Annotated in this window: 13 protein-coding genes; 8 read left to right on the top strand and 5 right to left on the bottom strand. The window is 44.5% G+C overall.

What is annotated here, in order from left to right:
* Positions 1-174: 174 nt before the first annotated feature.
* Positions 175-1407 (bottom strand): MFS transporter, encoded by a 1233-nt coding sequence (locus EEX84_RS09325; protein ID WP_123165372.1) that lies wholly within the window; start codon positions 1405-1407, stop codon positions 175-177.
* Positions 1408-1535: 128 nt separating this feature from the next.
* Here EEX84_RS09325 and EEX84_RS09320 point away from each other — a divergent pair, with 128 nt between their 5' ends.
* Both EEX84_RS09320 and EEX84_RS09315 read left to right on the top strand, forming a co-directional pair.
* Positions 1536-2231 carry a peptidylprolyl isomerase gene (locus EEX84_RS09320; RefSeq protein ID WP_123165371.1) on the top strand — a complete coding sequence of 232 codons (696 nt, stop codon included), beginning with the start codon at positions 1536-1538 and terminating at the stop codon, positions 2229-2231.
* A gap of 124 nt (positions 2232-2355) precedes the next feature.
* Positions 2356-2601, top strand: coding sequence for a DUF1871 family protein (locus tag EEX84_RS09315; protein ID WP_338048381.1), 246 nt, complete (start codon positions 2356-2358; stop codon positions 2599-2601).
* A gap of 129 nt (positions 2602-2730) precedes the next feature.
* On the opposite strand, the gene EEX84_RS09310 is transcribed toward EEX84_RS09315, so the two are convergent.
* Both EEX84_RS09310 and EEX84_RS09305 read right to left on the bottom strand, forming a co-directional pair.
* The gene (locus EEX84_RS09310; RefSeq protein WP_123165369.1) at positions 2731-2946 is read right to left on the bottom strand and encodes a helix-turn-helix domain-containing protein; all 216 of its coding nucleotides are present in this window, start codon (positions 2944-2946) and stop codon (positions 2731-2733) included.
* A 96-nt stretch (positions 2947-3042) separates the two neighbouring features.
* Positions 3043-4383, bottom strand: coding sequence for a sodium-dependent transporter (locus tag EEX84_RS09305; RefSeq protein ID WP_123165368.1), 1341 nt, complete (start codon positions 4381-4383; stop codon positions 3043-3045).
* 416 nt (positions 4384-4799) lie between these two features.
* Between EEX84_RS09305 and yugI the strand changes: the two genes are divergently transcribed.
* Positions 4800-5174 carry a S1 domain-containing post-transcriptional regulator GSP13 gene (gene yugI / locus EEX84_RS09300; RefSeq protein ID WP_123165367.1) on the top strand — a complete coding sequence of 125 codons (375 nt, stop codon included), beginning with the start codon at positions 4800-4802 and terminating at the stop codon, positions 5172-5174.
* 42 nt (positions 5175-5216) lie between these two features.
* Here the strand turns inward: yugI and EEX84_RS09295 are convergent, their stop codons facing one another.
* Positions 5217-6527 carry a sigma 54-interacting transcriptional regulator gene (locus tag EEX84_RS09295; RefSeq protein WP_123165366.1) on the bottom strand — a complete coding sequence of 437 codons (1311 nt, stop codon included), beginning with the start codon at positions 6525-6527 and terminating at the stop codon, positions 5217-5219.
* Between the two features lie 139 nt (positions 6528-6666).
* Here EEX84_RS09295 and pruA point away from each other — a divergent pair, with 139 nt between their 5' ends.
* The 4 genes from pruA (at position 6667) to EEX84_RS09275 (ending at position 12098) form a co-directional block, all read left to right on the top strand.
* The gene (pruA, locus tag EEX84_RS09290) at positions 6667-8211 is read left to right on the top strand and encodes an L-glutamate gamma-semialdehyde dehydrogenase (RefSeq protein ID WP_123165365.1); all 1545 of its coding nucleotides are present in this window, start codon (positions 6667-6669) and stop codon (positions 8209-8211) included.
* 95 nt (positions 8212-8306) lie between these two features.
* Positions 8307-9500, top strand: coding sequence for an ornithine--oxo-acid transaminase (locus EEX84_RS09285; RefSeq protein ID WP_123165364.1), 1194 nt, complete (start codon positions 8307-8309; stop codon positions 9498-9500).
* Between the two features lie 82 nt (positions 9501-9582).
* On the top strand, positions 9583-10827 hold the full coding sequence (locus tag EEX84_RS09280; RefSeq protein WP_123165363.1) for a Glu/Leu/Phe/Val family dehydrogenase: 1245 nt from the start codon (positions 9583-9585) through the stop codon (positions 10825-10827).
* Between the two features lie 107 nt (positions 10828-10934).
* The gene (locus EEX84_RS09275; RefSeq protein WP_123165362.1) at positions 10935-12098 is read left to right on the top strand and encodes an iron-containing alcohol dehydrogenase; all 1164 of its coding nucleotides are present in this window, start codon (positions 10935-10937) and stop codon (positions 12096-12098) included.
* 34 nt (positions 12099-12132) lie between these two features.
* Here EEX84_RS09275 and EEX84_RS09270 read toward each other — a convergent pair whose 3' ends face one another.
* A complete protein-coding gene (locus tag EEX84_RS09270; RefSeq protein ID WP_123165361.1) occupies positions 12133-12864 on the bottom strand; it encodes an MgtC/SapB family protein in 732 nt (243 codons plus the stop codon).
* 112 nt (positions 12865-12976) lie between these two features.
* On the opposite strand from EEX84_RS09270, the gene EEX84_RS09265 reads away from it, so the two are divergent.
* Positions 12977-13879, top strand: a complete 903-nt coding sequence (locus tag EEX84_RS09265) for a DMT family transporter (protein WP_123165360.1) — start codon at positions 12977-12979, stop codon at positions 13877-13879.
* Positions 13880-14138: the final 259 nt, after the last annotated feature.

Below are 14138 nucleotides of genomic sequence, written 5' to 3'. Positions count from 1 at the left end.
GTGATGAGTTTCTAGAAAAATTATAACGTAAGTGAAGCAGTTTTGCACCGTTCGGCCTTTGAAAGACGATAAATGGACATACTTTGTCCCGAATTATGAAATAGGTAGAAACTCAGCAGAAAAATTATTTTTTGGACAAGAAAAAAAGCTGTTTCCGGATGGAATCAGCTTTTTTTACATGGATTTCATTTCCTGTTCTAGTAACACATCTTCAAAATCCTGTTCCGGCTTTTTCAAAGTATAACGCAAGAAAGCAAACGACAGCAGGAACAAGGTGCCAGTGACGATGAAGACAGAAGAGATGCCGATAAATCCACTGACAATCCCGCCAAACATAGGCCCCACAATGTTTCCTAAAAACCGGAAGCTGGTATTATAACCCATCACTTCCCCTTGTATGTCAATCGGGGCTTCCCGTCTCATCAATGCGGTAGTCGTTGGAATCATTCCGCCAACTGCAATTCCGAACAACAGGCGCAGGCCGATCAGTTGCCATAATTCGGTGACAAATGCTTGCGGCACCACAAAGGCGAACGCCAGTACCAGCAAAAAGCCCAATACTTTTTCGTAACCGATGGAATCTCCCAGACGGCCCCACCTGCGGGCAAACAAAATATTTCCGAGCCCGGTCGCGCTGAATGTAATACCTGCCAGAAAAGCGACTTGTGCACCATCACCCGTCAAATGATCTACGTAAAGTGACAGCAGCGGCTGTATGCTGAAATTGCCTATTTGAATCAGTGATGTGATAATCATGACATTGATCAGCAGTCGATGATGCAGAATTCCCTGGACGATGGTTTTTCTGGCATAGACATGACTGCCTTTTTTCTTGACGCGTTTGATTTCTTTGATGCCGAATAACACAAGAGTTGCGGCAAAACCGATAACGACCGCTGTGATGACAAACGTATAGGAGAAACCGAACGCATCCGCCATCAAACCGCCGATGACCGGACCGAATAAGGTGCCGGAAACACTTCCCATCTGCAGAGTGCCGAGTGTTTTTCCCGCGATTTCCCTTGGCGTCTGAGAACTGACAAAAGCCAGCGATGTCGGGATGAAGCCTGTGACAATCCCCATGAACAAACGAAGCAGGAACAATTCCATCACAGATTCGGCTGTGCCCATCAAAAAGATGCTGATGGCAATACCAAATCCGTTAATCACCAGTATCGGTTTGTATCCGTATTTATCGGCAATGCGGCCCCAGATGGGCGACATGATCAAAGCGGCAACAAAAGTGATGCCGAATACCAGTCCAGCCCAGCGCTGTACATATTCATCTGAGAAATCTCCCATGGATTCGATATAAAGGGATAAGAAGGGCATGATCATCGTGGTACTGCCTGCTACAAGAAAATTGGAAAACATAATTATAATAAAGTTCTTTTTTTGTCCAATCATTGTGAACCCTTCTTTCTAAAGCAACCAACTGTCTCTATTATAATCTATTTCGACACACGAAAAAAGCGGAAGGAATTACCAGTGAATTCAAAAATTTTTATGGTAAACTGAAACAGGGTGAAAAAGAGATGAAGAAAATGATAAGCATACTTTTATTGATGACTGTTGTCCTTGCTGCCTGTGGAGCAGAGCAAACCTCAACAAAATCACCGGAGCAAGAGCCGGCAGATAAAATGACTGCACCTGAACAGCTTCCGCAAACTACGGACCAAGTGGCTGAACAGGAGGCGTTAGTTGAGCTGAACACTTCAAAAGGGACGATTCAGATAAAACTGTTCCCGAAGATTGCCCCAAAAACTGTGGAAAACTTTCTTGCTTTGGCGGAAGAAGGATACTATGACGGAGTAATATTCCATCGGGTGATGGAAGGCTTCATGCTTCAGTCAGGGGATCCGACAGGTACAGGAAGAGGGGGCGAAAGCAGTTTTGGTGAGCCTTTTGAAGATGAAATTTCGAATGAGCTCTATCATTTCCGCGGCGCGTTATCGATGGCAAATGCAGGACCGGGGACAAACGGCAGCCAATTTTTCATTGTACAGGCTGATACGGCAGCAGAAGATGCATTGCCGGAAAACTATCCCGATGAAGTTGTTGCGCTGTACCGGGAAATGGGCGGTACTCCCTGGTTGGACGGCGCTCATAGTGTTTTCGGACAGGTGATCGAAGGGATGGAAGTAGTTGACGAAATCGCACAGGTTGAAAAAAACGGAGAGAAACCGGTGGAGGATATCACCATTGACACAATCGATATTCTTCAGCGGTAATCAAAAACTGTGCACCGATGACACTTTCACGGTGTTTCGATCCTTCTTTTTTATTTTGCAGAATGGGTCGGTATAACTGGTCATGATACAGAATGTTGGGTGAATACAGATGGATGTCAATGAAATGAACAAAAGGGCAGTCAGAATCCTGAAACAATGGGACCCTTTTTCAGTCGGAGAGCAAATGTACAGGGCTGAAATTGAAGATGCGGTAATGGCACTTCAAGTGCTGGACGACCCGTCTGAGTTGGCTAAAAAGATCCGAAGCATTTATGGATTTTCGTTTAATAAATGGATTCCGATTGAAAAATGTGTCGATATTTCCTATAAATTGCTGGCTTTGAAATACGAAGCCAAACACATAATCTAGCGGAAGCTGCTGGAGAAGTTGCTGTTGTGATCGTCCGAAGAGTGAACAGGTGAAGACAAAAGGGCGGAAGAGGTTTCCATTTTGCCAAAACAAAAAATAAAAGCTCTCGGCCAATACAGCCGAGAGCTTTTATTTTTGTGCTTCTATGCCTTCCAATAAATTTGAGGCTGGAACATCCAATGCATTGGACAGAATAAGAAGAGACTGTACAGATGGTACTTCTTCGCCTGATTCATAGGCTTTAAGGCGCGAAACACCGATTCTGGTTCGTAGCGATAAATCGTCCAGACTGACGTTGCGTTCTTCCCGAGCAGCTTTCAATTGAGTGTGCAAATCCTGTTTCATAGTCATACACTCCTTTAGTATTGGTACTTTTCCACTTCCATCATACCATGCCGGTACACCCGGTGAAAGCTGAAGTTGTGTCATTTTTCAAACACTTCAACCTCCGAACACATCCATCAAACCCTGGACGAAAACGATGATAATGGCAGCAGGCGCTACATACCTTACCAACACCCGCCATATGTCGACCAATACATCCTGTTCATTCAATTCGGCATGGACATCTTTCTTGGTCAGCACATATCCGGCAAACAACGAAATGAATAAGGCACCAAGAGGCAGGCCAATCCGGCTGGTTAACATGTCGATGAAATCAAAGAACAAGTAACCGAACATGAACGGTTCCGACAACACACCGAACGACAAAGCGCTTGGAACACCAACCAGGAAGATCAGTAAGCCAAAAACGATAGCTGTTCTGCGTCGGCGTTCGTATTGGTTTTTCACACCGATGGAGACGACAATTTCCAGCATGGAAATCGATGAAGTCAACGTGGCAAACAATAAAAGGACAAAGAAAATGATGATAAGGAATTGTCCCATGAAAAGCTGATCGAAAATTGCCGGCAAAATGATGAAAACGAGGCCAGGCCCTTGATCAGGCGTATAACCGAGTGCAAACACAGCAGGGAAAATGATTAATCCCGCCATGATGGAGATTAGAATGTTTAATGCCGCGACACTGGCAGCGGAGCGCCCCAAATTTTCAGATTTGGACAAATAGGAAGCATACGTGATCATTCCCGCTACACCCACACTCAATGAAAAGAAAGCCTGACCAAGAGAGATCAAAGCCGTTTCAAAAGTGAAAAATGACCAGTCGGGCACAAACATGAAAGAAATACCTTCCATAGCTCCTTCTAACGTCAATGAGCGGATGATTAAAATCACCAGGAAGATGAGAAGCGATGGCATCATGATTTTGCTGGCCCGTTCGATTCCCGACTTGATCCCCCCTTGGACGATCCAAACAGTGAGGAGCATAAATCCGGCTTGGGCAATCAATACTTCCCATGGATTGCCGATGATGCCGTTGAATAACTCAGCAAATCCGTTATCTCCCAAATCTGAAAGCTGGAACAACAGCGAACGGCCCAGATAAGACAAAATCCAACCGCCGACTACGCTGTAAAAAGATAAAATGAGAAAAGAAAAAATAAAGCCGGACCAGCCGATCAAAAACCAGTATTTTCCCGGAGCTAATTTTTTCAATCCACTTACTGCATCTGCCTGACCTTTTCGGCCGATGACAAATTCAGCAAGGAGAATCGGCAGGCCAATGGCGAGGGTACTGATGATAAACAGTAGGATGAAGACGCTTCCTCCATTGGCCCCCGTTTCGTACGGAAATTTCCAAATGGCGCCCAGGCCGATCGCACTGCCGGCCGCTGCAAGGATAAAGCCAATTTTGGAAGTCCATTGTTCGCGTGGTTTCATTGTGAGCACTCCTCTATATTCTGGATTTATTCATTCTACACGACACGGGGTGAAAAAAATAGATGAAACTGGCTCCTTCTTTAGAATGCGTTGTATATTGGGATGGCTAATTATAGAAAAGAGTGAACTCGTGACCGGCGAAAAAGGTGAAATGACGAAATGTGAAAGACTTTATTCGGTAAGTCGAACCCTGGTTAGCTCTTTCCGTTATAGAGCTGCTGATGAGCGACAACACAGACCGCTGTAATGACTGGCATGGTGCAGAAGCGGGCTGGAGGGTGAGTGAAATAGAAAGTGGAAGGAAAAACGCAGTATGGATGGCAAATCAGATTTTACTAGTTAGCAGGGACTGTGCTATAATATACAGATGCCAATAGGTGTATAGGACAATCAGATAAGACTAGGAGCGGGTAAAGATGACAAAAACATACCAAGTAGGAGACACAGTTTCCGGTAAAGTAACAGGAATCCAGCCATACGGGGCTTTCGTAGCGTTGGATGAGCAAACGCAAGGGTTGGTCCACATTTCAGAAATCACTCACGGTTATGTTAAAGAAGTGAGCGAGTATCTTGCAGTTGGGCAGGAAGTAGACGTAAAGGTATTGGAAGTTGACGAAAAATCGAAAAAAATCAGCTTGTCAATCCGCGCGCTTCAAGAACAGCCACCAGCAGCGCAGCGCAATGAAAAACCAAAACAGTCTTTGCAATCCCATGTGGATGAGCGTGATTCTGAAGGATTCAACACGTTGAAAGACAAAATGCAAGAATGGATCAAAAGATCCGGGCAATAAGAAAAACGGATCTGATCAATAAGAAAAAACGAAGGGCAGACATTACGTCTGCCCTTCGTTTTTTTTGATTTTACGCAATCGATACTGAAGGTTTTGGCGGCTCATCCCGAGAGCGGCAGCCGCTTTGGTGACGTTGCCATGGTGAAGGTCCATCACTTTCTCAAGGTAATAGATCTCGGCTTCCAACAAATATTCCTCCAAAGGCGGCAATTCCTTAGTCGTATGGACAAGAAAATCCTCCGGTCTCAGCTTTCCGTCTTTGTTTACTTTCAATTTAAAGTGAGAAGGCAGCAATTCTTCCGTAACGACTTCTTCAGTGGTCAGTAAGGACGTGGTCTCATCCAGCAACAGCTCCAGCTCTTTTAAATTCCCCGGCCAGTCATAAGCGAGGAACAACCGCTTCACGTCTTCATCGACTCCTTTTACAACTGAACCGAACTTCATACGGTGGCGGGAGAAATAATCTTCAACGAATGGCATAATGTCTTCTTTGCGGTTACGGAGCGGCTCTATTTTGATGGTAAGAGCAGAAAAGAAGTAATACAATTCCTTCATTAATTTTTTCTCAGCCACCAACTCGACTGGATCTTCACCTACACTCGCGATAAAAGTAATGCTGTGATTGGAATATTCTCTTGCCATTTCCAGCAGGCGGGTCTGCAACGCAAAAGGCAATAAGTCAATGCGTTCACAATACACCGTGCCGCTGCCGTTTTCGTTCAGATTTTCTGCCAACTGCTCGATCAGCTGCTCATCCGTTCCGTGGCAGTAAAGGGTATGAAGTTCTCCGTCGGAAGAAGCCCAGTGAATGGCTTCGGCGATCAGCTCCTTGCCGGTTCCGGATTCCCCGATCAGCATGACGGAAAGCTGCGCTATCGCTGCTTTTTCTGCCGTGTTAATTACATTCTTCATGCTGTCGGAGACCGCCGTCAAGCTGGTGAAAGTAACAGGTTCCTCGTATTTCTTCAAAGGCTGATATACCACTTTCTCGAGCCGTGTCACATCCCGCGATAATTCAATGGCACCAATCATCTGCTGTCCATCAAATACGGGATAAGTATCATTGATGGTCGTGATTTCCTGTCCTTTGCGGTTCCAGTAGGTCTGTTTGGCATTCAAAACAGGCGTTCCGCTCTGTAACACTTCAAGCAATGTGCTTTCGTGCTGATCGAAACGGAACATCTCCAACAAGGAACGGTCAGCCAGCTCTTCAAAATCAAAGCCTTCAATTTCCTTCATTTTCTTATTGTATAAAATGGTTTTCCCTTTTAGATCAATTGCATGAACACCTACGCCCACATGCTCTACAGCGAATGAGAAGAAAGGGGATAAATCCAGTTCTTTCCGATTCAATGTGCTCACCCCAAAAAGTTTTTTGATTTTTTGAATTAAAATACTTGAAAAATGCAATAATCTTTTGCATTATTATATATATAAACAGATTATAAGTGCAAATTTTTTTTGCACATATAACAAAAAGAGGAGGATTTACATGATTCCCTACAAACACGAACCATTCACGGACCTCTCCATTGAGGAAAACCGTAACGCTTATTTAGAAGGCTTGAAAACCGTTGAAGCTTATTTGGGACAGGACTACCCATTGGTCATCGGTGGAGAGCGTGTTACAACTGAAGACAAGATTATTTCCTCAAACCCTTCCAACAAAGAAGAGGTTGTGGGAAGAGTTTCGAAATCGAACAGAGAATTGGCTGAAAAAGCAATGCAATCAGCTGATAAAGCATTCAAAACCTGGAGCAAAGTGAAACCTGAAGTGCGTGCTGATGTATTGTTCAAAGCAGCAGCCATCGTCCGCCGCCGTAAATTCGAGTTTTCGGCTTTATTGACAAAAGAAGCAGGGAAGCCATGGAACGAAGCGGATGCCGATACAGCAGAAGCCATCGACTTCATGGAATACTATGGCCGTCAAATGCTTCGTCTGAAAGATGGCATGCCAGTGGAGAGCCGTCCGGGCGAATACAACCGTTACGATTACATCCCGTTGGGCGTGGGGGTTGTCATTTCCCCTTGGAACTTCGCTTTTGCCATCATGGCAGGTACAACAGTAGCCGCGATGGTCGCAGGAAATACGGTGCTATTGAAGCCGGCTTCGACAACTCCGGTCGTTTCCTATAAATTCATCGAAGTTCTTGAAGAAGCGGGCATGCCGCCTGGTGTCGTCAACTACATTCCAGGACCTGGAGGGGAAGTTGGGGATTACCTGGTGGACCACCCGAACACACGCTTTATTTCATTTACAGGTTCAAGAGATGTAGGTTTGCGCATTGCAGAGCGCTCTGCCAAAGTGAATGAAGGCCAAATCTGGATGAAACGCTTAATCGCGGAAATGGGCGGCAAAAACACAATGGTCGTCGATAAAGAGGCAGACCTGGAGCTTGCTGCTCAATCCATCGTAAAATCCGCATTCGGCTTCAGTGGGCAAAAATGTTCTGCTGGCTCACGCGCTGTCATTGTTGAAGATGTATATGATGAAGTTTTGGAACGCGCCATCGAACTGACAAATGAATTGACCATTGGCGATCCTACCGATCAATCCAATTTCATGGGGCCGGTGAATGATGAGGCTGCTTTCAAAAAAATTATGGACTATATCGAAATCGGCAAAGGCGAAGGTCGCTTGGTTGCAGGTGGTACAGGAGACGATTCAAAAGGCTACTTTATCAACCCGACCATTTTTGCAGACCTTGATCCGAAAGCCCGCATTATGCAGGAAGAGATTTTCGGTCCTGTTGTCGCTTTCACAAAAGCAAAAGATTTCAAAGAGGCCATTGATATTGCAAACAATACCGAATATGGCCTGACAGGCGGTGTCATCACAAATAACCGTGAGCACCTTGAATATGCACGTGAAGAATTTCATGTCGGGAACTTGTATTTTAACCGTGGCTGCACAGGCGCCATTGTCGGATACCAGTCGTTCGGCGGATTCAATATGTCTGGTACGGATTCCAAAGCTGGTGGTCCGGACTACCTGGCTCTCCACATGCAGGCAAAAACAACATCAGAAATGTTCTAAATTTCGGATGGTGTTATAATCATTCAATAAGTGTTATAATAATACAGCGAAAGGCAGACGTCGTGTCTGCCTTTTTTAAAAAAGGAGGAATAGATATGACACAGACACAAACCATTATTGAACAAACAGAGAAATACGGAGCGAACAACTACCATCCACTGCCAATCGTCATTTCAGAAGCAGAAGGGGTATGGGTAAAAGACCCGGAAGGCAATAAATTCATGGATATGCTGTCAGCGTATTCTGCCGTTAACCAAGGGCATCGCCATCCGAAAATCATTCAGGCTTTAAAAGACCAGGCTGACCGAGTTACGTTGACGTCGCGCGCATTCCATAACGACAAACTGGCACCTTGGTATGAAATGATCTGTGAACTTACAGGAAAAGAAATGGCTTTGCCGATGAACACTGGCGCAGAAGCTGTAGAAACAGCAATCAAAGCAGCACGCCGTTGGGCTTATGATGTAAAGGGAGTTGCTGAAAACCAAGCGGAAATCATTGCATGCGAAGGAAACTTCCATGGCCGTACTATGACTGCTGTATCGTTGTCTTCTGATGAAGAATACCGTAAAGGTTTCGGTCCTATGCTGCCAGGCATTAACATTGTCCCGTTCGGTGATCTGGAAGCGTTGAGAAATGCCATTACGCCAAACACTGCCGCTTTCCTGATTGAGCCGATCCAGGGCGAAGCAGGCATCATCATGCCACCGGAAGGGTTCCTGAAAGAGGCAAGGGAACTATGCCGTGAAAACAATGTCCTTTTCATTGCGGATGAAATCCAGTGTGGACTTGCCAGAACAGGTAAAATGTTTGCTTGTGAATGGGAAAATGTGAACCCTGATATGTACATATTAGGAAAAGCACTTGGCGGAGGTGTGTTCCCGATTTCCTGCGTTGTGGCTGATAAATCAGTGCTTGGTGTTTTCAATCCGGGATCGCACGGCTCCACTTTTGGCGGAAACCCGCTTGCGAGTGCTGTTTCCATTGCATCAATGGATGTGTTGAAAGAAGAAAAGTTAGCTGAACGTTCATTGGAGTTGGGTGAATATTTCATGGGCAAATTGCGTGAAATCAAACATCCATCTGTTAAAGAAGTAAGAGGGCGCGGCCTGTTCATCGGAATGGAATTGACGGAAGCAGCTCGTCCATATTGTGAACAATTGAAGGAACTGGGGTTATTGTGCAAAGAAACTCATGACACGGTCATCCGTTTTGCGCCTCCATTGATTATTTCCAAAGAAGATTTGGATTGGGCAATTGAACGCATTCAAAAAGTATTCTCAAAGTAAGAACTTTATAGCAAATGAAAGTTGAACTATGTTACACTGAATGCGAAGTAATTACTATAATACAAAGAGGCGATTTAAAACAATGGCTGAAAACTTGAATTTGTTGACGTCAACGCAAAACGTTATTAAAACTGCATTGGATAAACTCGGATATGAAGAGTCGATGTACGAACTTCTGAAAGAACCAATGCGGATCATGGAAGTCCGTATTCCAGTTCGGATGGATGACGGGAAAACGAAAGTGTTTACCGGTTTCCGTGCACAACATAATGACGCGGTTGGACCTACGAAAGGTGGAGTGCGCTTTCATCCTGATGTAAACCGTGAAGAAGTTATGGCATTGTCCATGTGGATGACATTAAAATGTGGAATTGTAGATTTGCCATACGGGGGCGGGAAAGGCGGAATCATCTGTGATCCGCGGGAAATGTCCATGCACGAGATTGAAAAACTGAGTCGCGGGTATGTCCGTGCCATCAGTCAGATCGTCGGGCCAAACAAAGACATCCCGGCACCGGACGTATTTACAAATTCACAGATCATGGCATGGATGTTCGATGAATACAGCAAAATTGACGAATTCAATTCTCCTGGATTCATTACCGGTAAACCTTTGGTGCTTGGCGGTTCAGAAGGCCGTGACAAAGCCACTGCTCAAGGCGTAACCATTGTTATTAATGAAGCTGCGAAAAAACGCGGTCTGGATATGAAAGGCGCACGAGTAGTCATACAAGGGTTCGGGAATGCAGGCAGCTTCCTGGCGAAATTTTTGTACGATGCCGGCGCTAAAGTAGTAGGTATCTCTGATGCATACGGTGCATTACACGATCCAGACGGTTTGGACATTGAATATTTACTAGATCGCCGTGACAGTTTCGGAACAGTTACGACATTATTCGACAACACCATTTCAAACAAAGAGTTATTCGAAATTGATTGCGACATTTTGGTTCCTGCAGCCATTTCGAATCAGATCACAGAAGAGAATGCCTATGACATCAAAGCATCAATCGTTGTGGAAGCGGCCAATGGTCCAACAACTGCTGAAGCAACCAAGATTTTGACGAACCGTGGAATTCTGCTGGTTCCTGATGTGTTGGCCAGTGCCGGTGGCGTTACCGTCTCTTATTTTGAATGGGTTCAGAATAACCAAGGATATTACTGGACACAGGAAGAAGTCGACGAAAGACTCCATAAAAAATTGGTTGACGCTTTCGAAAACATCTACAATGTAGCCTCAAACCGCAATATCGATATGCGCTTAGCAGCTTACATGGTAGGTGCCCGCAGAACAGCGGAAGCGGCTCGTTTCCGTGGCTGGGTATGATTATGAAAAAAACCGTTTGGATTCCTGGAATCCAAACGGTTTTTTGTCGTTTTTGCAATTCATCTGTAGATTCTGCATAATATAAAATGAAAAGGAGGCGGAAAAAGATGAATGCATTTTCGTTTTATAATCCAGTAAAGTTGATTTTCGGTAAAGGCCAATTAGAGGCAGTAAAAAAAGAACTGCCGAAATACGGCAAAAAAGTATTGGTGGTCTATGGAGGCGGAAGCATTAAAAAGAACGGCCTCTATGATGAAGTGATGGCTGCTTTAGGTGAAGCCGGACTGGAAATTTTTGAATTAGCAGGAGTTGAACCTAATCCGCGGATTTCCACAGCAAGAAAAGGGATTGAAATCTGCAAAAAAGAAGGCATCGAAATGCTCTTGGCAGTAGGTGGCGGTTCAGTGATCGACTGTACAAAGCTGATTGCCTGCGGAGCGAAATACGATGGAGATGCATGGGATTTGGTGTCGCGTAAAGCAAAAGCAACAGATGGTTTGCCATTTGGTACAGTTTTGACAATAGCGGCCACCGGTTCAGAGATGAATGCAGGATCTGTTATTACAAATGAAGAAACACAAGAGAAATATGGTTGGGGAAGTCCGTTTTCATTTCCTAAATTTTCTATTTTGGACCCAACTTACACCTTGACGGTTCCAAAAGACCAAACGATTTATGGAATTGTGGACATGATGTCGCACATCTTTGAACAGTATTTCAACAATGCCGTCAATACACCGGTACAGGACCGCATGTGCGAAGGTGTATTGAAAGCCGTTATCGAAACTGCTCCTAAGTTGATGGAGGACCTGAACAGCTACGAACACCGGGAAACGATTTTATTCGCCGGCACGATGGGGCTGAACAAATTCCTGGAGATGGGCTATAACGGAGATTGGGGAACACATAATATCGAGCACGCAGTATCAGCCGTGTATGATATTCCACATGCCGGCGGATTGGCAATTTTGTTCCCTCAATGGATGCGTCATAATGTCAAACAAAACCCGTCCCGTTTTGCTCAAATGGCTGAACGTGTATTTGAAGTAGACCCAGAAGGCAAGACGGCAGAAGAAGTTGCATATGAAGGAATCGATCGCTTGCAACAGTTCTGGACATCACTAGGTGCTCCGACCCGATTGGAAGATTATGAAATTGATGATTCGAAAATTGAAATCATCGCGGACAAGGCGATGGTTTATGGAGAGTTCGGTAACTTCGCAAAAATGGACAAAGAGAACGTCATTGAAATCCTGCAAGCTTCTTTATAGAAAAAAGGATTGAGCCAAAAGCTCAATCCTTTTTTTAGTTGATCAGCTCGATAGCCAGGTTTTTTACTTCCTCCAACTCCGAAATCTCCTGATACAAGTCAATGATTTCTTTGTTCTGTAAATAAGTCACTCGAATAATTACCTCATGTTTGTCAAACGAATCTTCATGATCATCGTGCGTGATGTTCATCGACTCGATGATCAACCCTTCTGCTTTTAATTGATTTACTACTGAACGAATGGAAGCATTGCCGGAGACTGTAATTTTTAAGTTGGCCTCCGCCATTCTCAACCTTTTTGGACCAAATTTAAACAATAAGGGGGGGATCAGTTCAATTCCGAATAAAATAATGAGTACAGAGACAGCTGCTTCAATATAAAATCCGGCAGCGACGGCAATGCCGATTCCTCCGGCCCCCCAAATCATTGCAGCTGTTGTTAAGCCGGATATGGAATCATTGCCTCTTTTTAAAATAACACCAGCTCCAAGAAACCCGATGCCCGAGACAATTTGTGCGGCCAAGCGGAGAGGGTCCATTGTAATATTGACATTCTCATGCTGACTTCCTTCTGCGATATAAGCGGATTCAATCGAGATAATGGTGAGGAGGCAACTGAATGTGGAGATTACAACGCTGGTCTTCAGCCCGACCGGTTTTCTTTTCAGCTCCCGTTCAAGTCCGATAACCAAACTCAGGGAAGCGGCGATCAATAATTTTATAAAAGTCTCCAAAGAAGAAACCTGCAATGCTGTAAACAAATCCATATACAATGCCTCCAATCAGTTTTGTGGTTGCTTCCGCTACAGCTGCGTGTCAAACTAGTATAAGAGTTTGAACGAAATATGAAAACAGGTAAGAGAGGTAAGAGGTAACGTCATGGAGAAACCAATCATACATCCTTATATTCCGATTATTATCGGCGTCTTTTCCGTAGCAATTTCTGCAATCTTTGTTAAAATGACTACCGCAGATTCCGGAGTCACCGCGTTCTACCGAATGCTTTTTTCCATTCTCATTATGAGCCCGGTCTTCTTTTGGAAATATACCCACGAAATCAAAAAGCTAAGCAAAAGGGATTGGCTATTCACGACGATCGCCGGTATTTTCCTGGCGTTTCATTTCATCCTGTGGTTTGAATCATTGAATTATACTTCTGTGGCCAGCTCGACTGTTCTCGTGACATTACAGCCACTGTTCGCTTTTGTTGGAACTTATTTTTTCTTTAAGGAATCGATATCGGTAAAAACACTGGTTTCCGGTGGAATCGCTGTATTGGGAAGCGTGCTGATTGGCTATGGCGATTTCCGCATCAGTGGGAGTGCTTTGTTTGGAGATGTTTTAGCATTGGCGGCGTGTGCACTGATCACCGCCTATTTATTGTTCGGGCAAGATGTGCGAAAGCGCCTCTCCTTAATGACATATACTTTTGTAGTATATGGAATCAGTGCTATTACGTTATTTTTTTATGTAGTAGCGAAAGGAGAGTCTTTCGGTCCTTATCCCGCGCAGGAATGGATGTGGTTTTTGCTGCTTGCCCTGATCCCAAACTTGTTCGGCCATACTTTGTTCAACTGGGCATTAAAGTTCGTCAGCACCAATGTCATTTCCATCGCCATTCTTTTTGAGCCGGTAGGTGCTGCTATCCTTGCTTATTTTATCCTGGGAGAAGTTTTATCCTGGAGCCAAATCATCGGCGGAAGTATTGTCATTACGGGAATCATTTTCTTCATTACAGATTACAGAAAAATAAAATCATACTTTTTTAAAATAAAAGCTTGATTTTCCATTCTCGGCGGTTTATAGTTATACATGTCCTTAAAACAGCGAGAAAAAATATTTCAAAATAATTATTGACTTCAGAGCTGAAACAGGATATATTAATAAAGTCGCCAAGAACGACGGCAACTTAAACAAACAACTTGAACCTTGAAAACCGAACAGCAAAACGTCAACAAAAGACGTCACGAGCGCCTTGGTGCGCGAACGGCATTTGCGAGGGTCGCCTTTGGGCGATCGGAGCACAGCCTTCGAGCTTCTT

The organism is Planococcus salinus, from assembly GCF_003719725.1.
Taxonomy (GTDB): Bacteria; Bacillota; Bacilli; order Bacillales_A; family Planococcaceae; genus Planococcus; species Planococcus salinus.
This window is presented reverse-complemented; position numbering and strand designations above follow the sequence as displayed.